Here is a 20208-nt window from a genome sequence, read left to right on the forward strand (position 1 = left end):
CGCAGCCTTCAGGTGATAAGGACGAAGCGTGACTGACGACGTGACCAACCAGCCGCCGCCGCTGGCCGGCGGCAACGCCTGGCGGGGCGATCCGTTGCTGATCCAGCTTGCCGAGCGCTTTTCCGATCCGGTGCGTAAGGACCTCGACGGGCTTGGCCGTTTCGTTCTGACACATGAGGCGCAGGAGCTGGCTCGTCTTGCCAATGTCGAGACGCCGAAGCTCAGGACCCATGATCGCCAGGGCCGGCGCATCGACCAGGTCGAGTTCCATCCCGCCTATCACGCGCTCATGCGCCGCTCTGTTGCCAACGGGCTGCATTCGTCGGTCTGGGAGAATGGCGACGCCGAGATCGGCCGTCGCCACCAGGTGCGTGCCGCGCGCTTTTATCTCACGGCTGAGCTCGAGACCGGGCATCTCTGCCCGATCACCATGACCAGCGCTTCGCTGGCAGCGCTGATGGCCAGCCCGAAGCTGTTTCGCGAATGGGCGCCGCGGGTGACGACGCGCAAGTACGATCAAAGCCAAAAGCCGCCGGTCGAAAAAGCAGGGCTGACACTCGGCATGGGCATGACCGAGAAGCAAGGCGGCACCGATGTCCGCGCCAACGTCACCAGGGCCGAGCGCGCCGGCAGCGGGTTTTATCGCCTGACCGGCCACAAATGGTTCATGTCGGCGCCGATGTCGGATGCCTTCCTGGTGCTCGGACAAGTGCCGGAGGGACTGTCGTGCTTTCTCGTGCCCCGCTTGCTCGGCGACGGATCCGGTAACGGCTTCCGTTTTCAACGGCTGAAGGACAAGCTCGGCAACCGCTCCAATGCCTCGTCGGAGGTGGAATTCGTCAGTGCCATCGGCGAGATGGTCGGCGAGCCCGGCGCCGGCGTGAAGACGATCATGGATATGGTGACCCTGACGCGGCTCGACTGCGCTGTCGCCTCGTCGGCGATCATGCGGGCCGGACTGGCCGAGGCTGTCCACCACACGCGCCACCGCAAGGTGTTTGGAACCAATCTGATCGAGCAGCCGCTGATGCAGCGTGTGCTGGCCGATATGGCGCTCGACGTTGCCGCCGCTACCGCGCTGTCGTTCCGGCTGGCGCGCTCCTTCGACGAGGCGGCCGGCGACCGCGGCGAGGCGGCCTTCGCCCGCGCCATGACGCCTGTCGTCAAATACTGGGTTTGCAAGATTGCGCCGCCGCTGCTCTATGAAGCGATGGAGTGCCTCGGCGGCAATGGCTATGTCGAGGAGGGGCCGCTCGCCCGCTACTATCGCGAAGCTCCGGTCAACGCGATCTGGGAAGGTTCAGGCAACGTCATGGCGCTCGACGTGTTGCGCGTGCTCGGCCGCGCGCCAGGCCTGTTCGACGACGTGCTGGCCGGCATCGACCGCGATCTAGGCGCCGGCGGACGCGGCACCGTCGGCGTGCTCAAGGCGGCAATGCAGGTCGCAGCAACCGACGAGGGCTCGGCGCGGCTCTTGACCGAGCAATTGGCATTGTCGGCGGCGGCGGCAGAGCTTCGCAGGCTGGGGGCAGGGCGGATCGCCGACGCCTTCGTCGAAACGCGCCTCGCCGGCCAGTGGCGCAATACCTATGGCATGATCGATTCGCGCCATGATGCCCGCATGATCATCGATACGCTCTACCCGCCGATCAACTAGGTGCCGTCGCCAAATTCGCTGCCGCTCTCGCGCCCCTGTGGATGGCCGTTAACCTTAACGAATGGTTTCCATTGCGGCGGCCGGTGGCAAAGCCCAATGTTATGGTTAAGGCAAGGACTGTTCAGCTTGAGCGGCTTTGCCCTGCGAAGCGGGAGCGTCATGCGGCATATTCTGAGCTCTTTTCTGGCATTGCATTGGGCGGCCGTTTTCGCCCTGCTGGCGTTCATCTGCATCGACGGGAATCGAGGCGTGGCGACGGCCCTTGGCGTACTGGGCGTTCCCGTCCAGAACACTCGATTTGCCGATCTCGAAAACGCCGTCGTCGTGGCACCGCTCGCCGTGGCACTGCTTGTCGTCGCGGTGTTGTTCTGCTGGGCTTTTGTTGAAGCACTGACCAGCCACGCGACCAACCCGGATCCTGCCGACAGCATCGTGCGGATCGCCTTCATCTCCGCCTTGGGCGTGCTGTCGCTGATAGTCATCGGCGGCGCCGCGCAAGGCATCAATGGGCTGTTCATGGTTGTCGCGGTGCAATTGGCGGCACTTCTGGCGTCCTATGTCGCGATGCTCGCCGAGAGGCGGTCGGCCGTTGCCGCTGCAGTTCCAGGGACCGGCGACATCCGAGCGGCCGCGCATGTCATGGCCAAGGCAGCGGCGCATAATTCCTCGCTTGCCCGCATTTCCGGCCGGCTGGATTCGAGGGACGACCGCTGATGCGCACCTTGTTCGCGCTTTGGGCGGCTCCGCTCCTCTTGTTTTGGGGCTGGTTCTTTCTGTCGCTCAACGACATCAATTTCGGCTACGTCATGCTGAGCCGTCAATTGCACGATCTCGTCTTCCAGCTCTATGGACAGATGCTCGGCGTCGATCCGGCACTCATTCCGGGCATGGTGGCGAAAGCTTGCGTGTTCGATGGGCTGCTGCTGACGGGGTTCTGGGCATTTCGCCGCCGCAAGGCGATTGGTGGCTGGATCACGGCGATGCGCAACCGCTATTTCGACCAGGCATCGACGCCGAGCACCTGAAGCCGGTCGAGAACGCCTTGGAGGATAAAAGCGGCCGCCGCAGAATCGATCTTGCCGGCGCGTTTCTTGCGGGAAAAATCCATCTCGATCAACGTCCGCTCGGCCGCCACCGTCGACAGCCTCTCGTCCCAGAAGACGAAGGGCAGATCGGTCAATCCAGCCATATTGCGCACGAAAGCGCGGGATTTTTGGGCGCGCGCGCCTTCCGAGCCGTCCATATTGATGGGGAGGCCGATCACCACGGCGCCGGCATTTTCCTTCTGTAGCAGAGCGAGCAGCACTGCGGCATCGAGCGAGAATTTCCTGCGCATGATGACAGCGCGCGGGTGGGCGAAGGACAAGCCGCGATCGGAAACCGCCACGCCGATCGTCTTATCGCCGAGATCGAGACCGGCCAGGGTCTTGCCGCCGCCGAGCCGGGCCGGCAACTCCTCGATGGTGATGATGCCCAATGGCTTTTCCTTTGACCGCGACGCCGCACGTCCTATACGCGCAAAGCGTGCGCGGCACTTTAATTTCGCCGTCGGCGTTCTATCCTCTACCGAAGCAAAAATCGAGGAAAGCATTGATGAAACTGACCTGGTACGGACATTCGGCATTCCGAATCGAAATCGAAGGCGCGAAAATCCTCATCGACCCCTATCTGGTCGGTAATCCGTCGTGGACGGGTGGGTGGGAAGGGCCGGCCGAAGGGGTCACGCACGTGTTGCTCACCCATGGCCACAGCGACCACATCAGCGGCGCCATCGAAGTGCTCAAGAAGAGCGGCGCGATGGTGGTCGCCAATTTCGAGATTTGCATGTACCTGGTCGGCAAGGGCGTCGGTAACAAGCAGATCAATCCCGGCAATATCGGCGGTACGGTCGATTGCGGCGGCTTCACCACCACCTTCGTTCAGGCTCTGCATTCATCGTCGTTTCCGGGCGAGGGCGGCCAGAATACCTATCTCGGCAATCCGGGCGGGCTTGTCCTGCACTTCCCCGAGGACAAGACGCTTTATCACATGGGCGACACCGACATCTTTTCCGACATGGCCCTGATCAACGAGTTGCATGAACCGAAGATCGGCATCGTGCCGATCGGCGATCGCTTCACCATGGGCGGCGCGGTGGCAGCCCTTGCCTGCCAGCGTTTCTTCAAGTTCGAGACGGTCGTTCCCGCTCACTTCGGCACATTTCCGATGATAGATCAGACCGCCGACAAATTCGTGGCCGGGCTGGACGGATCGGGTGTGAAAGTGGCGTTGCCGAAGATCGGCGAGACGATTACGCTGTAGCGACAGCGAACCGGAATGACGACATGGATCTGAGAAATTCTCTTTGCATTTCCATGCTGGTTGCCGCGTCGCCGGCGCTGGCCGCCGGGGATTTCATCAACGGGGTCTATCTGCAATCGGAGGATCTCTGCGCGCAGGCCAAAAAGGATACGCTGCAGACGGTGATCGAGGGCGGCAATATCGTGCTGTCGGCAAATGGGGTGGAAAGCATCGAATATAATTGTGAATTCCTGCAGATCACCAAAGCGACACGCTCACCAAGCTGGGCGGTGACCGCTATATGCCAGGAGCCGGGCTACGTCTTTCCCGATGTTCTCTCACTGACACAGATGAGCCCGAAGCAGATCGACCTGGTATCGGTACGGCCTGCCGCCGACGAAGGCGAGCAGAGCGGTAACGGCGGCAGTTATTTCCTCTGCGACGGCGTCACGATGCCATAGGGCAGTTGTCGGCACGATGCATGTTGCGCGGCACGCGCTGCGCCGCTATAGCGCTGGTTTTCCCCGAGGCACAAACATGTCCGTTGATATAAAAACCGTGAAGCGCGTCGCGCACCTTGCCCGTATTGCGGTGAGCGAGGAGGATGCAGAGCGTATGACCGGCGAATTGAACGCCATTTTGGGCTTTGTCGAGCAGTTGAATGAGGTCGATGTTTCCAGCGTCGAGCCGATGACCTCGGTCACGCCGATGGCAATGAAAAAGCGCCAGGACGTCGTCACCGACGGCGGCAAGGCAGCTGACATCGTCGCCAACGCGCCAGCGACCGAAGAGAATTTCTTCCTTGTGCCGAAGGTCGTGGAGTAGCAGGCCGATGGCAATCGACATCGCCGCTGAGACGCCGCTGCAGGACGATGTGCGTGGGCTGGTCGAGGAGCTGAACGCCACATTGCTGGAGCTGACGCCGCCGGAGCATTGCTATCATTTGACCGTCGAGCAGATGGCGGATCGCGACACGACCGTTTTCATCGCCCGCGATAACGGCCTTGCCATCGCTTGCGGCGCACTGAAGCGCCACGATGCTGTGGTCGGCGAGGTCAAGCGGATGTATACGCGACCTTCGCATCGCGGCCGCAAGATCGGCGCGAAGATTGTCGAGCTTATCGAGACGCTGGCGCGCCAAGAAGGGCTTAAGCGTCTGGTGCTGGAGACGGGGGACCGTCATCCCGCCGCCTGGACCGTCTACGAACGCGCCGGTTTTTCGCGCTGCGGCCCGGTACTGGATTATCCCGATTCCGAGTGGTCGGTGTTTTACGAAAAGAGCCTTGCCTGATGAGCGACCTGACCCAGCTGACGATTTCGCAGGCCCGCGCCAAACTACGTTGCAGGGAGATCACCGCCACCGAAATCACCGAGGCCTATCTATCGGCGATCGAGCGAGCCAATCCGGTGCTCAATGCCTATGTCGTGGTCACCGACGACAAGGCGCGCGGCATGGCCAAGGCCTCCGACGCGAAATTGGCCAAGGGCGATGCCGGGTCGCTCGAGGGTATCCCGCTCGGCATCAAGGATTTGTTCGGCACTGAAGGCGTCCACACCCAGGCCTGCAGCCATGTGCTGAACGGCTTCAAGCCGCGCTACGAGTCGACGGTCACCGCCAATCTGTGGGCGGATGGTGCCGTCATGCTCGGCAAGCTCAACATGGACGAGTTCGCCATGGGCTCGTCCAACGAGACCTCGTATTACGGGCCGGTCATCAACCCGTGGCGGCGTTCACGCCTCGACACGGTGGTGATGCCGACGACACATCAGGGCGAGGGCGGCTTCGTTTCGGCGGGCGGCACCAGGACCGCGCGCACGTTGGACAATGCCCAACTGGTGCCGGGCGGTTCGTCCGGTGGCTCGGCATCAGCCGTCTCGGCCTTCCTGTGCGCAGGCGCCACCGCCACCGACACCGGCGGCTCGATCCGCCAGCCCGCCGCCTTCACTGGCACAGTCGGCATCAAGCCGACCTATGGCCGCTGCTCGCGCTGGGGGATCGTAGCTTTTGCCTCGTCGCTCGACCAGGCCGGGCCGATCGCGCGCGACGTCCGCGATGCCGCGATCCTGTTGAAGTCGATGGCTTCGGTCGACCCGAAGGACACGACGTCCATCGACCTGCCGGTGCCGGACTACGAGGCGGCGATCGGCCGCCCGATCAAAGGCATGAAGGTCGGCATCCCAAAGGAATATCGTGTCGACGACATGCCCGCGGAGATCGAGGCGCTGTGGCAGAAAGGCATTGCCTGGCTGCGGGATGCCGGCGCCGAGATCGTCGATATCTCGCTGCCGCACACCAAATACGCGCTGCCGGCCTATTACATCGTGGCGCCGGCCGAAGCCTCGTCCAACCTCGCCCGTTACGACGGGGTCCGCTATGGGTTGCGCGTGCCCGGCAGGGACATTGCCGACATGTATGAAAAGACCCGCGCCGCCGGCTTCGGGCGCGAGGTCAAGCGCCGCATCATGATCGGCACCTATGTGCTTTCCGCCGGCTACTACGATGCCTACTATCTGCAGGCGCAGAAGGTTCGAACCCTGATCAAGCGCGACTTCGAAAATGTGTTTGCCGCAGGCGTCGACGTCATCCTGACGCCGGCAACGCCTTCCGCCGCCTTCGGCATCGCCGACGAGGACATGGCCGCCGACCCGGTCAAGATGTATCTCAACGACATTTTTACGGTGACAGTGAACATGGCCGGCCTGCCCGGCATAGCGGTTCCGGCTGGGCTCGACGCCAAGGGGCTGCCGCTCGGCCTGCAGCTGATCGGCCGGCCCTTCGACGAGGAAACGCTGTTCCAGACCGCCCATGTCATCGAACAGGCGGCCGGCACATTTCAGCCGGATAAATGGTGGTAGGATCGTTTCTCATCTGAGGGGGTGAGGGATGTTCTTCTATGCCTCCAAGATTCTCTGGTTCTTCGTTCAGCCGTTGAATCTCGCGATCTTCCTGCTGCTGGCGGGGCTGGTCGCGGCGATGTTCGGCCGGCGGCGATTGGCGGCCGTCGGCAGCACTCTTGCCTTCTTCATCCTTGTTGTTGCGACATGGAGCCCACTCGGCCCCATGATGCTAAATCCGCTGGAGGAGCGCTTCCCCAGGCCGCCGCTGCCGGAAAAGGTCGACGGTATCATAGTGCTTGGCGGCAGTCTGGATGGCGCCGTCAATCTGGTGCGTGGCGGCTATGAAATGAACTCCAGTGGCGACCGGATGGTCGAGGCGGCCGTGCTGGCGCGGCGGTTTCCGACAGCGAAAGTCGTTATCTCCGGTGGCAGCATCGAAACCTTCCGCGGCGGCGAAGGCGATGCAGATACCGCACCGCGTCTTTTTGCCGCTTTCGGCGTGGCGGCCGATCGGCTGATCCTCGAGAACAAATCCCGCAACACCTACGAGAATGCTGTCTTTACCAGGGAACTGGTGACGCCGAAACCGGGCGAGACCTGGTTGCTGGTGACCTCGGCCTTCCACATGCCACGCGCCAAGGCGCTGTTCGACAAAGCCGGCTTTTCGACCATTCCGTGGCCAGTCGACTATCGCACCTCCGGTAGGGAAGGCATCGCCACGTTCCCCTATCCCGGCGACTGGCTGGAGGTCACCACTGTTGCGATCCGCGAATGGATAGGGCTCACCGCCTACTGGCTGTCGGGCCGCATTGATCGGCCTTTTCCCGGGCCGGGCGGCTGACCGAGCACCGCTTGCCGCGCCGCCGAGAAAAATTGGCGGCGCACCAGCACCGCCAGCAGCAGCAGCGTCGATAGCACGAAAACGGCGGGATCGACGAACCAGCCAAGATAGCCAATCGAGAAGAACACGCCGCGCAGGCCCGAATTGAAATGCTTCCCGGCCAGCATGTTCATGCGCGCCGCACGCCAGACTGCCGTTTCGGTGACCGGATTGCGCGACGCCTCGCCATGCGGAATCGGCACGGCGCCGATCAGGATCGAGCAATAGTTGAACAGCCGGTAAGCCCAGCCGAACTTGAAGAAGGAAAAGGCCAGGATCAGCACAAGGCCGAACACCTTCGTCTGGAACGCCGCGCGTGAGGGCGTAGCGCCAAACGGCAGGTCACCCAGCACGGTCAGAACCTGGTCGGAGGCGCCGAGCAAGGCAAAACAGCCGCCGATCGCAATCAGCGAACTCGAGGCAAAGAAGGCGGTTCCCTGCTGCAGGCCGCTCATGATGGCGGTGTCGACGATGCGGATCTCGCGCTCGGCCATGGTCCGCATCCAGGCCTCGCGCTGCGCGTTCATCGCCCTCGTCAGCGACATGCGGCTGACCAGCATTCCGTCGGCGGCGAGCGTATGCAGCACCCACGCGGCAAGGAAGAACCCCAGCGCCGCAAGGTCAGCCATCGATAGATGAAAGGAATCGCTCATGCGTTGCTTTTACCACAGGCGGAGGGGACGCTTCGATGGCCGAAGCTGGAATGTCGCTGCCGGAGCAAACAAGGTCGGCAGGCGCAGCGCCGCGATCTTCAAAACAGCGGAAAACACCATGGGAATTCCTATATGTAGACCTCAACAAGGTCCCAGGAGAAAACGCCCACGTGTTCCTTTCGGTTTTCGACCTGTTCAAGATTGGCATCGGCCCATCGAGTTCGCACACGATGGGGCCGATGACGGCTGCGCGGCGGTTTCTCGACGAGATTGCGGGAGACGACTGGCCGCGCCCGGCCGGCGCCAAGGTCGACCGGATCGCGGCCAGCCTGCATGGCTCGCTCGCCTATACCGGCATCGGCCATGGCTCCGATCGTGCCGTGGTGCTCGGCCTCGCCGGCCAGACGCCGCAGACGGTGGATCCCGACCAGGCGGACGGCATCGTCGCTCGCATCGCCGCCGAGAAGCGGATCTCGCCGCCCGGCCATCCGTCCTATCGTTTCGACCCGGCAATGGATCTGGTGCTGGATCGCAAGACGCCGCTGCCGGGTCACGCCAATGGCATGGCCTTCTCTGCCTATGATGCCGGCGACCGGTTGCTGCTGAGGCGCGTCTATTATTCGATCGGCGGCGGCTTCGTCATGTCCGAAGAGGAACTGCAGCGGATGAAAGCAAGGGGCTCGGCGACAACCGAAGGCAAGAAGGTTCCGTATCCGTTCAAGAACGCCGTCGAAATGCTGTCCATGGCAGCGAAAAGCGGGCTTTCCATTGCCGAGATGAAGCGCGTCAACGAGGAGACGCAGATGTCGCGCGAGGAGCTCGACGCCGGCCTCGACGGCATCTGGAGCGCCATGAAGGGCTGCATCGAGCGCGGCCTGTCGCAAGACGGCATCATGCCGGGCGGACTCAAGGTGCGCCGCCGTGCCCGGATGCTGCACGACAAGCTGCAGGAGCAATGGCAGCAGAACCGGCCCAACCCGCTGCTCGCCAACGACTGGCTGTCGATCTATGCGATGGCGGTCAATGAGGAGAACGCCGCCGGCGGCCGTGTCGTCACCGCGCCAACCAATGGGGCGGCCGGCACTCTGCCTGCGGTGCTGCGCTACTGGTTGCATTTCCATCCAGAAGCCGACCAGCCCAGCATCCGCGATTTCCTGCTGACGGCGGCGGCCGTCGGCGGCATCATCAAAACCAATGCTTCGATCTCGGGGGCGGAAGTCGGCTGCCAGGGCGAGGTCGGTTCGGCTTCGGCAATGGCTGCGGCGGGATTGTGCGCCGTCATGGGCGGCACGCCCGAGCAGGTCGAGAACGCTGCCGAGATCGCGTTGGAACATCATCTCGGCATGACCTGCGATCCGGTCGGCGGGCTGGTGCAGGTGCCGTGTATCGAGCGCAACGCGCTTGGTGCCGTCAAGGCGGTGACCGCCGCTTCGCTGGCCATCAAGGGCGACGGCGTTCATTTCGTGCCGCTTGATGCCGCGATCGAGACGATGCGCCAGACCGGCCTCGACATGAACGAAAAGTACAAGGAAACCAGCCTTGGCGGATTGGCAGTGAATGTCGTGGAGTGCTGAGCGCCAATCTGGTGGCCTGGACCACCACTGTGGAGAAGTCGATCAGGCCGTTGACGCGTTCGCGTGCTGGACTAAACCTTAAACGATGTCTCTCAATCTCATAAAGCTTTGCGTCGGCTGTGACAGCGTCGAGGATCTGGAAGAGTGGATTGCCTTCCGTCTCGACGAGCGGCGCCGCGCCGGCGAACCGGCCGAGCACTACCACACCACCCGCATGGTGCCTGCACGCGGTGCCGAGATTACCGACGGCGGTTCGCTCTACTGGGTGATCAAGGGCAATGTCCAATGCCGCCAGCTGATCACCGAAATCCGCCCCTTCACCGATGACGAGGGCATCGGCCGTTGCCATCTGATCCTCGATCCCGAGGTCGTGCGCACTGACTGGCAACCGCGCCGCGCATTCCAGGGGTGGCGCTACCTAAAGCAGACGGACGCGCCGGCCGATCTCGGTAAGGGCAAAGCCGGGCTGATCGAGATGCCGCCGAAGCTCAGGCGTGAGCTTGCCGATCTCGGCCTGCTCTGACGCCGAGAACCGCAACGCCAACACCACCAGCCGAAGTGCTTGTACGCAGTTGCCATCATCGGTCCTCCAGGTCGCCTCATCTGGGCTTGCAAGCCGGGGAACAACGCCACATCTTGAATGTCATGAGCGACAAGAAGCAGCCCGTGCCTGCAAGGGCCAATCCTGCACCGGTCGAGTCTCAATCGAGCACCGGCGAGATCGACGCGTTTCTCCGTCAGGCAAGGACGCTCGCTGCATCCGCCACCGGTTCAGGCAGGCTGATCCTGTCCCTCGACGCGACGATGAGCCGTCAGCCGACCTGGGATCTCGCCTGTGCGCTGCAGGCCGAGATGTTCGACGCCGTCGGCAAGGCCGGGGCGCTCAAGATTCAACTTGTCTATTTTCGCGGCCTTGGCGAGTGCCGCTCCTCCGCATTCGTCACCGATACCGAAGCTCTGAAGCAGCTGATGACGCGCATCGACTGCCGCAGCGGCCATACCCAGATCGGCAAGGTGCTCGCCCATGCCCTGAAACAGACGGCGGCGGCCAAGGTCAACGCGCTGGTCTATATCGGCGACGCGATGGAAGAAAACATAGATAATCTGGCCGAAAAGGCCGGCAGCCTCGGTCTGCACGGCGTTCCTGTCTTCGTCTTTCAGGAGGGCGATGATGCCGCCGCGGAAAAGGCGTTCAAGGAGATTGCGCGGCTGTCGAAAGGGGCCTGGTTCCGCTTCGATCGGCGGGCTGCCGCAACCTTGGCCGGCCTGCTTTCGTCCGTCGCTGTGTTTGCGACCGGCGGGCTGAAAGCACTGGAGGCCCGGGGCAGACCGGAAGACCGGCTGATGATCGAGCATATGCGGGGCGGCGGAAACTGATGGGCGCAATTATCGCTTTTGTAGCGTTGCTTCTAGTGCTTCTCGGCATGCTCACCATCTTCCTGCGCGCCGATGCGGCGAAGCTTGCAGGCGGCATGAGAACGCTTGGACCTGTACTGCTCGGGCTGGTCGGCGTCGCCGTGCTGCTGGTCGGGCGCGAGGGCATCGGCGGCTTGATCCTGTCGGTTGCGCTCGCCTGGTACGGTTCCATGCGCATGAATCGGCCGGTGGCAAAACTGGCACAAGGCAAGCGTTCGACAGTTCGTACCGCGGCGCTTGAAATGGAACTCGATCACGATACCGGCGGCCTCGAAGGCCTCGTGCTGGCCGGGCGCCATGAAGGCAAGATGCTTGGCTCGATGGGGCGTGCCGAATTGCAGCAACTCTATCGCGAACTCTCCGGCGATCCGGAGAGCCGCCAATTGCTAGAGACGTATCTTGACGGCAGATTTCCCATCTGGCGCAAAGACGCTGATGCGAATGACGGCGAAGGGCTGGGTGTTGCGCCAGGTTCTGGCGCCATGACTAAGGAGGAGGCCTACAAGATCCTTGGTCTTGAAGCGGGGGCTGCCGCGGCGGATGTCCGCAAGGCGCACCGCCGCCTGATGCAGCGCCTGCACCCCGATATCGGTGGCACGTCTTTCCTGGCGGCGCGGATCAATGAAGCCAAGGACGTCTTGCTCTCCAATCACAACTAGTCTCCTTCGACGCAGAACTTTCGGGAAAGATATCGTTTCGCGCGCCGCTTACTGCTGGACGGCGTAGCACTCGATCTTCTTCTTTTTCAAAGCGTTGCAGGCCTTCCAGGCAGCGGTCTTCGAACCGAAACCACCGAACCGGGCGCGGTAGTAGGTGACGCCGTCCTTGTCGAAGGCGACGGCGAAACCGGAGGCATCGGCAAGAACGGAGGGTGCCTGCTTCGTCGCCTTGTCGAGGAAAGCCTTCGCTTCGGCCTGTTTTGGCGAAGAGGCGACCTGGATTGCCCAGCCGGATGGCACCGATGCCGTGCTGACCGGATCGACCTCTGCCGCCGGTTCGGCATAGGCTGCGGCGACCCGGGCTGTCGCCACGTCGTCCACCGTCGCCACCGCCGTCGTCTTGACCCTCTTGGCCTGAACGACCGGAGTGGTTTCTTCAACGACGGGCGCATTTTCCTCGACAAGAGAGGCAACGGCATCGTCGTTCGGCTTACTGTCCGGTGTCGGCGCGTCATGCTTCGGTAGAAACGCCTTGGCCAAGGCTGAAATCGGATTGCCACCGCCAGCCTTGGCAATCAGCACGCCACCGCCGCTCGACGACGCCTTCGGCATGTAGGCATTGATCAACCCGGCCATCTGGCTGTCGCGGCTGCCGCCGGATCTGCCGCCCATGACCACCGCTACGATCCGCCGATCGCCATCCGAGACCGAGGACACCAGATTGTAACCGGAGGCGCGGGTGTACCCGGTCTTGATGCCGTCGACGCCCTTGATGCGTCCGAGCAGACGGTTGTGGCCGTTGATGCGCTGCCGCCCATAAAGAAAGGAGCGCTGCGAGAAATAGCCGTAATATTGCGGAAAATGCTCTCTCAGGGCGATGCCGAGCATCGCCATGTCGCGCGCGGTTGTGAACTGGCCGGGATCAGGCAAGCCGTTGGCGTTGCGGAAAACGGTTCCCCTCATGCCCAGCGCCCGCGCCTTGGCGGTCATCATGCGGGCGAAATTGGCTTCATTGCCGCCGAGCATCTCGCCAAGCGCCGTTGCGGAATCGTTTGCCGATTTGGTCACCATCGACAGGATCGCGGTCTCGACCGTGACCGAGCCGCCCCGCTTGACGCCTAGCTTCGTCGGCGGCTCGGCAGCGGCATTGGCCGAGAACACGACCGGGGAATTCTTGCTGATCCTGCCCTTCGCCAATGCCTCGAACGTCAGATAAAGCGTCATCATCTTGGTAAGCGAAGCCGGATAGCGCCGGCCATCGGCATCCGATGAATAAAGCACCTTGCCGGTCTTGGCATCGATGACGATGGCCGCCGACTTGGCCGCCATGGATGAAGCCGCGTCCGCGACGACGAAGCTCATCGCCATGGCGAGGATCATGATCGTTTTGAGGGGTGACGCGGATTTGGAAACGAAGCCCGACAACGCCTTACGCACTGATAGTTCCTTTGAATTTCCGTTGCCTCGGAGGCGGCAAAGGGGTCCTGCCTCACCTTCGGCCACGCTAACGCGGGCAGCGTTACCAATCCGTTTATGGTAACCGCCGCGTTCACCATTTTCTGCGGGATTGAGCTTCTCTTTATTCGAATCTTAGCGATTGCCGGCAGCTCACGATGCGCATTGCCGCGGGAATCTTGACTTTTTGTGCACTGCACAATATATTTACACGCATTGCACAACGCGGCCCGGACAAGGCGCGTCTATCGTCCAAGGCAACCGTTCAAGGGAAAGCGTGAAATGACCCAGACCTATGAAGATTTCAGCAAATACGGCAAGGAATTTGCGGACACCGGATTGAAGAGCTTCGCCTCGCTGTCCAAGGGTGCACAGGCTATCGCCGCCGAGGCGGGCGAGTACACCAAGAAAAGCTTCGAAGCCGGTAGCGCCGCTGTCGAGAAGCTCTTTTCCGCCAAGTCGCTGGACAAGGCGATCGAGATCCAGTCCGACTATGCCAAGCAGTCCTATGAGAGCTTCGTCACCGAGGCCACCAAGCTTGGCGATCTCTATGCCGAACTCGCCAAGGAAGCTTACAAGCCGTTCGAATCGATCGTCGCCAAGGCGAAGTAAATTCGACGAACATTCCGAGCCGGCCCCTGGGCTTGCAAAGACAAACCCGGTCGCGAACGCACGGCCGGGTTTTTTCATGCCAGCTCGAAATCGGGGGCCTACGGTCTTCACGATTTGAAAAATCGGGCAAGTTTGGCCACCTAGCCATATTGTCAGCTAAACAGAAGGGCTTAAAATCGTCCATCGAACACCTACATGTCGAGCATGCATGAGGATTCGAAAGAGGCAGGACTACGTGACTACAGGTTTGACTGCCACGAGCTACGTGGTGCGAATGCAGAACGGCAGCAACGGCAATGAGGCCGGTCGCGGCACGGCCGTCATCACGCGCACAAAAACCAAGACCAAGAAGCCCAGTCTGTATCGGGTCCTCATTCTTAACGACGACTACACACCCATGGAATTCGTGGTCCACGTGCTGGAGCGCTTTTTCCAGAAGGACCGCGAAGCCGCCACACGCATAATGCTTCATGTTCACAATCATGGGGTGGGCGAGTGCGGGGTCTATACATTCGAGGTGGCCGAGACCAAAGTGTCTCAGGTCATGGATTTCGCCCGACAGAATCAGCATCCGCTGCAATGCGTGATGGAGAAGAAGTGAGGTAACATGCCGGCTTTCTCCCAAGGCCTGGAAAAGGCGCTTCACCAAGCGCTGACGCTCGCCAATGAGCGGCACCATGAATATGCAACCCTTGAACATTTGCTGCTCGCCCTGATCGACGACACCGAGGCGGCGGCCGTCATGCGTGCCTGCAACGTCGATCTCGACGAGTTGAAGCATACGGTTCTCACCTATATCGACACCGAGCTCGACAATCTCGTCACCGGCTACGATGAAGATTCCAAGCCGACTGCCGGTTTCCAGCGCGTCATCCAGCGCGCGGTGATCCATGTGCAGTCGTCAGGCCGCGAAGAAGTGTCCGGCGCCAACGTGCTCGTCGCCATCTTCGCTGAGCGTGAGAGCCACGCCGCTTACTTCCTGCAGGAACAGCAGATGACCCGCTACGACGCGGTCAACTACATCTCGCATGGCATCGCCAAGCGGCCCGGCGCTTCCGAGACGCGTACCCCGCGCGGCGCCGACGACGAGCAAGGCAGCCAGAGCGGAGCCGAGCCGCAAGAGGAAGGCGGCAAGAAGAAGCAGCAGCAGGACGCGCTGACTGCCTATTGCGTCAACCTGAACAACAAGGCCAAGGCCGGCAAGATCGATCCATTGATCGGTCGCGAGAGCGAGATCAACCGGACCATCCAGGTGCTGTGCCGCCGCTCCAAGAACAACCCGCTCTATGTCGGTGATCCCGGCGTCGGCAAGACGGCTATCGCCGAAGGCCTCGCCAAGCGCATCGTCGAGGGCGACGTTCCCGAAGTGTTGCACAATGCCACCATCTTCGCGCTCGACATGGGCACGCTGCTGGCCGGCACCCGCTATCGCGGCGATTTCGAGGAGCGGCTGAAGCAGGTCGTCAAGGAGCTCGAGGATTATCCCGGCGCCGTGCTGTTCATCGATGAAATCCACACCGTGATCGGGGCAGGGGCCACCTCCGGCGGCGCCATGGATGCATCGAACCTGTTAAAACCCGCACTGTCGTCCGGCGCCATCCGCTGCATCGGCTCGACCACCTACAAGGAATTCCGCCAGTTCTTCGAGAAGGACCGCGCGCTGGTGCGGCGCTTCCAGAAGATCGACGTCAACGAGCCGACGGTCGAGGACGCCATCGAGATCATGAAGGGCCTCAAGCCTTATTTCGAAGAGTTCCACAAGGTCCGCTACACGAGCGAGGCGATCAAGGCTTCGGTCGAACTCTCGGCGCGTTACATCAACGACCGCAAGCTGCCGGACAAGGCGATCGACGTGATCGACGAGACAGGTGCCTCACAAATGCTGGTGCCGGAAGCCAAGCGCAAGAAGACCATCGGCATCAAGGAGATCGAAGCGACGATCGCCACCATGGCGCGCATCCCGCCGAAGACGGTTTCCGCCGACGACGAGAAGGTGCTGCAAGGCCTCGACATCGAGTTGAAGCGTGTCGTTTACGGCCAGGACACCGCGATCACAGCGCTGACCTCGGCCATCAAGCTGGCGCGGGCCGGCCTGCGGGAACCGGAAAAGCCGATCGGCTCGTACCTGTTCTCGGGCCCGACCGGTGTCGGCAAGACGGAAGTCGCCAAGCAGCTCGCCGCCTCGCTCGGCGTGGAGCTGATCCGCTTCGACATGTCGGAATATATGGAACGCCACACCGTTTCGCGGTTGATCGGCGCGCCTCCCGGCTATGTCGGCTTCGACCAGGGCGGCCTTCTGACCGACGGCGTCGACCAGCATCCGCATTGCGTGCTGTTGCTGGACGAAGTCGAGAAGGCGCATCCGGACCTGTTCAACATCCTGTTGCAGGTCATGGACCACGGCAAGCTGACTGACCATAACGGCAAGCAGATCGACTTCCGCAATGTCATCCTGATCATGACCACCAATGCGGGCGCATCCGATGCGCAGCGCGCGGCGATCGGTTTCGGTTCGACCAAGCGCGAAGGCGACGATGTCGAGGCGATCAACCGGCTGTTCACGCCGGAGTTCCGCAACCGTCTCGATGCGATCATTCCGTTCGGCTCGCTGCCGGTGCCGGTCATCCATCAGGTGGTGCAGAAGTTCGTCATGCAGTTGGAAGCGCAGCTTTCCGAGCGTGGCGTGACCTTCGACTTGTCGCAGGATGCAATCGCATGGCTGGCCGACAAGGGCTATGACGAGCGCATGGGCGCCCGGCCGCTTGGCCGTGTCATCCAGGAGCACATCAAGAAGCCGCTGGCCGACGAGGTGCTGTTCGGCAAGCTCAAGAAGGGCGGCACGGTGCGTGTCACCGTCGAGAAGAAGGAAACCGGCGAGACCGGCCTGAAGCTCGAATCGCTCGCCGACGAGGCGCCGGTGAAGCCGAAGAAGGAAGAGCCGGACGACGTGCCGAAGGCCAAGAAGGCGGTGGCAAAGAAGCCCGCCGCGAAAAAGGCGGTGGCGCAGAAGCCGGAGCCCAAAGGTAAGGACGGCGGCAAGCGCAGTCTCGTGCCGCAACTGCCGCGTAAGAACTGACGAACCAGCCAGTAAAAAAGCCCCGGAAACGGGGCTTTTTTTGTGACACCCTCCGGTTAAGCACCCGGCGCCCGCTGGAGCGGTTTGCGCCGGTTCAGCTTGCCAGCGCCATCCGTATCTTGCCGGCGTTCTGGGCCAGGACTTCAGGCTTTTCCATCTGTCCGCTGTGCGGTTTCAGGGGAATGCCCTCGAAGCGCGGAATGACATGGACGTGAAGGTGAAAGACAGTCTGCCCCGAAGCTGGTTCGTTGAACTGCATAACCGTGACGGCATCGGCATCGAAGGCCTTCTTTACGGCCCGCGCAACTTTCTGGACGTGAGCGAAGAGCGGGCCAAGCACCGCCGGATCCGCGTCAAGCAGGTTGCGCGACGGCGCTTTCGGCACCACCAGCGTGTGACCCTGTCCTTGCGGCATCACATCCATGAAGACAATGACCGCGTCATCCTCGTAGACGCGGTGCGAAGGGATTTCTCCGCGCAGGATTTTGGCGAAGATGTTGCTGCTGTCGTAGGTTGCTTCGGCCATGGCGCGCCCTCCGGTTCTTGGCTCGCTGTCTCGTGTAGCGAAGCTGTTCCGGGCGGGCAAGATGATCGATCGACATCGGCCATGCGGGCCCGCGCGGCTGAGCGATTGGGCTCGCTACCCTACTCCGCCATGTCCTTTCGGAACGGGGTGTGCTCTTCCAGATATTCGCTCATCCGCTCGACTTCGCGCCGCTCGCGCTGGAGGTAGTCGGCCACTGCATTGCGCAGACCTGGATGGGCGATATAGTGCGCCGAATGCATCGTCACGGGCCGGTAGCCGCGCGCCAGCTTGTGCTCGCCCTGAGCACCGGCTTCAACCACCTTCAGCTTGCGCGAGATGGCGAAATCGATTGCCTGATGGTAGCAGACTTCGAAATGCAGGAATGGGTGGTCCTCGATGCAGCCCCAGTTGCGGCCGTAGAGCGCGTCTGAGCCGATGAAGTTGATGGCGCCCGCTATGTAGCGTCCGTTGCGTTTGGCCATGACCAGCAGGATGTCGTCGGCCATGCGCTCGCCGATTAGGGAGAAGAAATCGCGGTTGAGGTAGGGCCGGCCCCACTTCCTGCTGCCGGTATCCATGTAGAACGCGAAAAAGTCGTCCCAGGCCTTTTCGGTCAGATCCTTGCCGGTCAGCCAGTCGATCGAGATGCCGTCGGCGAGCGCCTCGCGCCGCTCTTTCTTCATTGCCTTGCGCTTGCGCGACGCTAACGTCGCGAGAAAATCGTCATAGCTCGAAAAACCTTCGTTGAAGAAGTGAAACTGCTGGTCGGTGCGATGCAGGAAACCGGCCGCCGCCAATATCTGGACATCGTCCTCCGGCGCGAAGGTGACATGGGCGGAAGACACGCCGAGCTTATCCGTCACCGCCTTCAGGCCGGCCGCAAGACCGGCCTTGACGGTGGGACTGTCCTCGCCCTTGCCGACCAGCAGGCGAGGGCCGGTGACGGGCGTGAACGGCACCGCGCATTGCAGCTTCGGATAGTAGCGCCCGCCGGCGCGTTCGAATGCGTCCGACCAGCCATGGTCGAATACATATTCGCCTTGGCTGTGCGACTTCAGATAGCAGGGGACCGCCCCGAGCAGCTTGCCTCGGGCGGTTTCCAGCCTCAGGTGATGGCCTTGCCAGCCGGTGCGCCGAACAGCGCAGCCGGAATCTTCCAGCGCGCTCAAAAAGGCAAATGAAACAAGTGGGTTGTAGCCGTTTTCTGCATCGCCGCGTGTAGTGCCGCCGAAGCTGTCCCATTCAGCGCTGGTAAAGGCCCCGATGCCCGCTGCGATGCGGATCGACAGCTCCGCGTTCGCCGTTTGTCTTTCGCAGTCGTCCCCTTGATCCATGAGGCTTACTTAAGCTCGCTGTGGACCCATACAAGCCCGCTCAAGCAAGCCGTACCAGATCTGGCTCGAATCCTTCGAACGTCATCTGGTCGGCATATTTGAAGGTCAGCTCGACGGCAGGCTGGTCATGCACGGTCCAGGTGATCACCGGCATGCCGAGTTTTTCTCGCACGAAGGAGACGAACCGGTTCGGCAGGTCGCCGGCGGCGTAGGAGGTGAAGGCGATGTCATGCGCCAGCATGGCGAAATGCGCCTCGATCAGGTGGTTGTCGTTGCCGTAGGCGGTCAAACCGCCGGGTATGCCGGGAGCATATTTCGGGAACTCACGGATCAGCCAATGGTCGAACGACATGATCGCAGCCTTGCCGTTGTATTGCTTGAGCATCTTGCCGACGCTTTCGACCAGGCCTTCGTCGTGCCCGGCAGCTCCTTTCAGCTCGACAACCATCGGCACACGGCCGTCGACCAGATCAAGCGCCTGCTGCAGCGTCGGCAGATGGTCAGCGGTGCCGCCGACCTTCAGCGCGGTGATCTCGGCAGCCGTACGCTGCCAGACGAAGCCGTTTTCGCCGGTCAGCCGCCGCAGATCGCCATCGTGGATGATGACGGGGACGCCGTCGGAAGACAGGTGCACGTCGCATTCGATCGCGTAGCCGCGCTCGGCCGCCGCGGCGAAGGCGGAAAGGGTGTTCTCCCAGCGCGTCTTGTTCATGTCGTGGAGGCCGCGATGGGCGACGGGCCGGGCGGTCAGCCAGGAAAGATCGGTCATCGTTGCAGTCCCGGTCATTCGACTTCGAAGATCGCTTCGATTTCCACTGCGGCATTAAGCGGCAGGGAGGCGGTGCCGACGGCGGAGCGGGCGTGCTTGCCGCGACCGCCGAGCACCGCGGCGAGAAAATCCGAGGCACCGTTGGCTACCAGATGCTGTTCGACAAAATCCGGTGCCGAGGCGACGAAGACGGTGATCTTCACCAAGCGACGGATTTTCTCGAGATCGCCAAGTGCTGCCTGGGCTTGCGCCAATATGTTGATCGCACAGTATTTTGCGGCTTCCTTGCCGGTCGCGGTGTCGACATCGCGGCCAAGTAGTCCGCTCGCCTGGAGCTTGCCGTCCTTGAGCGGCAACTGCCCGGCGGTGAACAGCAGATTGCCGGTCCTGCAATAGGGCACGTAATTGGCGGCGGGCGCGGCGGCGGCCGGCAGCGTCACGCCGAGACCGCTTAGCCGCTTTTCGATTGTTTCGCTCAT

Annotated in this window: 23 protein-coding genes; 16 read left to right on the forward strand and 7 right to left on the reverse strand. The window is 62.1% G+C overall.

Annotated elements, in window-relative coordinates; translation table 11 throughout:
- Nucleotides 1–28 precede the first annotated feature (28 nt).
- The 3 genes from NKJ13_RS14830 to NKJ13_RS14840 all read left to right on the forward strand — a co-directional run bounded on the left by NKJ13_RS14830 (nucleotide 29) and on the right by NKJ13_RS14840 (nucleotide 2682).
- Nucleotides 29–1657 (forward strand): DNA alkylation response protein, encoded by a 1629-nt coding sequence (locus tag NKJ13_RS14830; protein ID WP_352478944.1) that lies wholly within the window; start codon nucleotides 29–31, stop codon nucleotides 1655–1657.
- 159 nt (nucleotides 1658–1816) lie between these two features.
- Entirely contained in the window at nucleotides 1817–2371 is a 555-nt protein-coding gene (locus tag NKJ13_RS14835) for a hypothetical protein (RefSeq protein ID WP_352736570.1), read from the forward strand.
- Nucleotides 2371–2682 (forward strand): DUF6105 family protein, encoded by a 312-nt coding sequence (locus tag NKJ13_RS14840; protein ID WP_352478942.1) that lies wholly within the window; start codon nucleotides 2371–2373, stop codon nucleotides 2680–2682. The genes NKJ13_RS14835 and NKJ13_RS14840 overlap by 1 nt, the downstream gene beginning before the upstream one ends.
- Here the strand turns inward: NKJ13_RS14840 and ruvX are convergent.
- Nucleotides 2649–3134, reverse strand: a complete 486-nt coding sequence (gene ruvX / locus NKJ13_RS14845) for a Holliday junction resolvase RuvX (RefSeq protein WP_254817335.1) — start codon at nucleotides 3132–3134, stop codon at nucleotides 2649–2651. The genes NKJ13_RS14840 and ruvX overlap by 34 nt on opposite strands.
- Nucleotides 3135–3250: 116 nt before the next feature.
- Between ruvX and NKJ13_RS14850 the strand changes: the two genes are divergently transcribed.
- From NKJ13_RS14850 to NKJ13_RS14875, 6 genes are all read left to right on the forward strand, one after another.
- Nucleotides 3251–3958 carry a metal-dependent hydrolase gene (locus tag NKJ13_RS14850; protein WP_352736568.1) on the forward strand — a complete coding sequence of 236 codons (708 nt, stop codon included), beginning with the start codon at nucleotides 3251–3253 and terminating at the stop codon, nucleotides 3956–3958.
- 23 nt (nucleotides 3959–3981) lie between these two features.
- Nucleotides 3982–4398, forward strand: a complete 417-nt coding sequence (locus tag NKJ13_RS14855) for a hypothetical protein (protein ID WP_352736567.1) — start codon at nucleotides 3982–3984, stop codon at nucleotides 4396–4398.
- Between the two features lie 76 nt (nucleotides 4399–4474).
- Entirely contained in the window at nucleotides 4475–4762 is a 288-nt protein-coding gene (gene gatC / locus NKJ13_RS14860) for an Asp-tRNA(Asn)/Glu-tRNA(Gln) amidotransferase subunit GatC (RefSeq protein ID WP_352736661.1), read from the forward strand.
- A gap of 7 nt (nucleotides 4763–4769) precedes the next feature.
- The gene (locus NKJ13_RS14865) at nucleotides 4770–5228 is read left to right on the forward strand and encodes a GNAT family N-acetyltransferase (RefSeq protein WP_352736565.1); all 459 of its coding nucleotides are present in this window, start codon (nucleotides 4770–4772) and stop codon (nucleotides 5226–5228) included.
- Complete coding sequence (locus tag NKJ13_RS14870; protein ID WP_352736563.1) at nucleotides 5228–6793, forward strand: amidase family protein; 1566 nt, start codon at nucleotides 5228–5230, stop codon at nucleotides 6791–6793. The genes NKJ13_RS14865 and NKJ13_RS14870 overlap by 1 nt, the downstream gene beginning before the upstream one ends.
- A gap of 28 nt (nucleotides 6794–6821) precedes the next feature.
- Complete coding sequence (locus tag NKJ13_RS14875; protein ID WP_352736561.1) at nucleotides 6822–7616, forward strand: YdcF family protein; 795 nt, start codon at nucleotides 6822–6824, stop codon at nucleotides 7614–7616.
- Here the strand turns inward: NKJ13_RS14875 and NKJ13_RS14880 are convergent.
- Nucleotides 7565–8308, reverse strand: coding sequence for a DUF599 domain-containing protein (locus NKJ13_RS14880; protein ID WP_254817329.1), 744 nt, complete (start codon nucleotides 8306–8308; stop codon nucleotides 7565–7567). The genes NKJ13_RS14875 and NKJ13_RS14880 overlap by 52 nt on opposite strands.
- Nucleotides 8309–8478: 170 nt before the next feature.
- Between NKJ13_RS14880 and NKJ13_RS14885 the strand changes: the two genes are divergently transcribed.
- The 4 genes from NKJ13_RS14885 to NKJ13_RS14900 all read left to right on the forward strand — a co-directional run bounded on the left by NKJ13_RS14885 (nucleotide 8479) and on the right by NKJ13_RS14900 (nucleotide 11957).
- Nucleotides 8479–9882, forward strand: coding sequence for an L-serine ammonia-lyase (locus NKJ13_RS14885; protein WP_254817328.1), 1404 nt, complete (start codon nucleotides 8479–8481; stop codon nucleotides 9880–9882).
- Between the two features lie 85 nt (nucleotides 9883–9967).
- Nucleotides 9968–10405: a DUF1489 family protein gene (locus tag NKJ13_RS14890; RefSeq protein ID WP_352736559.1), complete on the forward strand. Its 438-nt coding sequence runs from the start codon at nucleotides 9968–9970 to the stop codon at nucleotides 10403–10405.
- A gap of 122 nt (nucleotides 10406–10527) precedes the next feature.
- Nucleotides 10528–11259, forward strand: coding sequence for a vWA domain-containing protein (locus tag NKJ13_RS14895; RefSeq protein WP_352736557.1), 732 nt, complete (start codon nucleotides 10528–10530; stop codon nucleotides 11257–11259).
- A complete protein-coding gene (locus tag NKJ13_RS14900) occupies nucleotides 11259–11957 on the forward strand; it encodes a DnaJ domain-containing protein (protein WP_352736555.1) in 699 nt (232 codons plus the stop codon). Before NKJ13_RS14895 ends, NKJ13_RS14900 begins: the two co-directional genes overlap by 1 nt.
- Before the next feature lie 48 nt (nucleotides 11958–12005).
- On the opposite strand, the gene NKJ13_RS14905 is transcribed toward NKJ13_RS14900, so the two are convergent.
- Nucleotides 12006–13394, reverse strand: coding sequence for an SPOR domain-containing protein (locus NKJ13_RS14905; protein ID WP_352777859.1), 1389 nt, complete (start codon nucleotides 13392–13394; stop codon nucleotides 12006–12008).
- Between the two features lie 300 nt (nucleotides 13395–13694).
- Between NKJ13_RS14905 and NKJ13_RS14910 the strand changes: the two genes are divergently transcribed.
- The 3 genes from NKJ13_RS14910 (at nucleotide 13695) to clpA (ending at nucleotide 17100) form a co-directional block, all read left to right on the forward strand.
- Entirely contained in the window at nucleotides 13695–14024 is a 330-nt protein-coding gene (locus tag NKJ13_RS14910; protein ID WP_023674920.1) for a phasin family protein, read from the forward strand.
- Between the two features lie 274 nt (nucleotides 14025–14298).
- Nucleotides 14299–14625, forward strand: a complete 327-nt coding sequence (clpS, locus tag NKJ13_RS14915; protein ID WP_023717744.1) for an ATP-dependent Clp protease adapter ClpS — start codon at nucleotides 14299–14301, stop codon at nucleotides 14623–14625.
- A gap of 6 nt (nucleotides 14626–14631) precedes the next feature.
- The gene (clpA, locus tag NKJ13_RS14920) at nucleotides 14632–17100 is read left to right on the forward strand and encodes an ATP-dependent Clp protease ATP-binding subunit ClpA (RefSeq protein ID WP_023674922.1); all 2469 of its coding nucleotides are present in this window, start codon (nucleotides 14632–14634) and stop codon (nucleotides 17098–17100) included.
- 94 nt (nucleotides 17101–17194) lie between these two features.
- Here clpA and NKJ13_RS14925 read toward each other — a convergent pair whose 3' ends face one another.
- The 4 genes from NKJ13_RS14925 to NKJ13_RS14940 form a co-directional block, all read right to left on the reverse strand.
- A complete protein-coding gene (locus NKJ13_RS14925) occupies nucleotides 17195–17626 on the reverse strand; it encodes an HIT family protein (RefSeq protein WP_352736550.1) in 432 nt (143 codons plus the stop codon).
- A 119-nt stretch (nucleotides 17627–17745) separates the two neighbouring features.
- On the reverse strand, nucleotides 17746–18960 hold the full coding sequence (locus tag NKJ13_RS14930; RefSeq protein ID WP_352736548.1) for a GNAT family N-acetyltransferase: 1215 nt from the start codon (nucleotides 18958–18960) through the stop codon (nucleotides 17746–17748).
- A 40-nt stretch (nucleotides 18961–19000) separates the two neighbouring features.
- Nucleotides 19001–19729 carry a glycerophosphodiester phosphodiesterase gene (locus NKJ13_RS14935; RefSeq protein ID WP_352645639.1) on the reverse strand — a complete coding sequence of 243 codons (729 nt, stop codon included), beginning with the start codon at nucleotides 19727–19729 and terminating at the stop codon, nucleotides 19001–19003.
- Nucleotides 19730–19743: 14 nt separating this feature from the next.
- On the reverse strand, nucleotides 19744–20208 hold the full coding sequence (locus tag NKJ13_RS14940) for a RidA family protein (RefSeq protein ID WP_352736547.1): 465 nt from the start codon (nucleotides 20206–20208) through the stop codon (nucleotides 19744–19746).

It is taken from the genome of Mesorhizobium sp. M0174, from assembly GCF_040322275.1.
Lineage (GTDB): Bacteria > Pseudomonadota > Alphaproteobacteria > Rhizobiales > Rhizobiaceae > Mesorhizobium.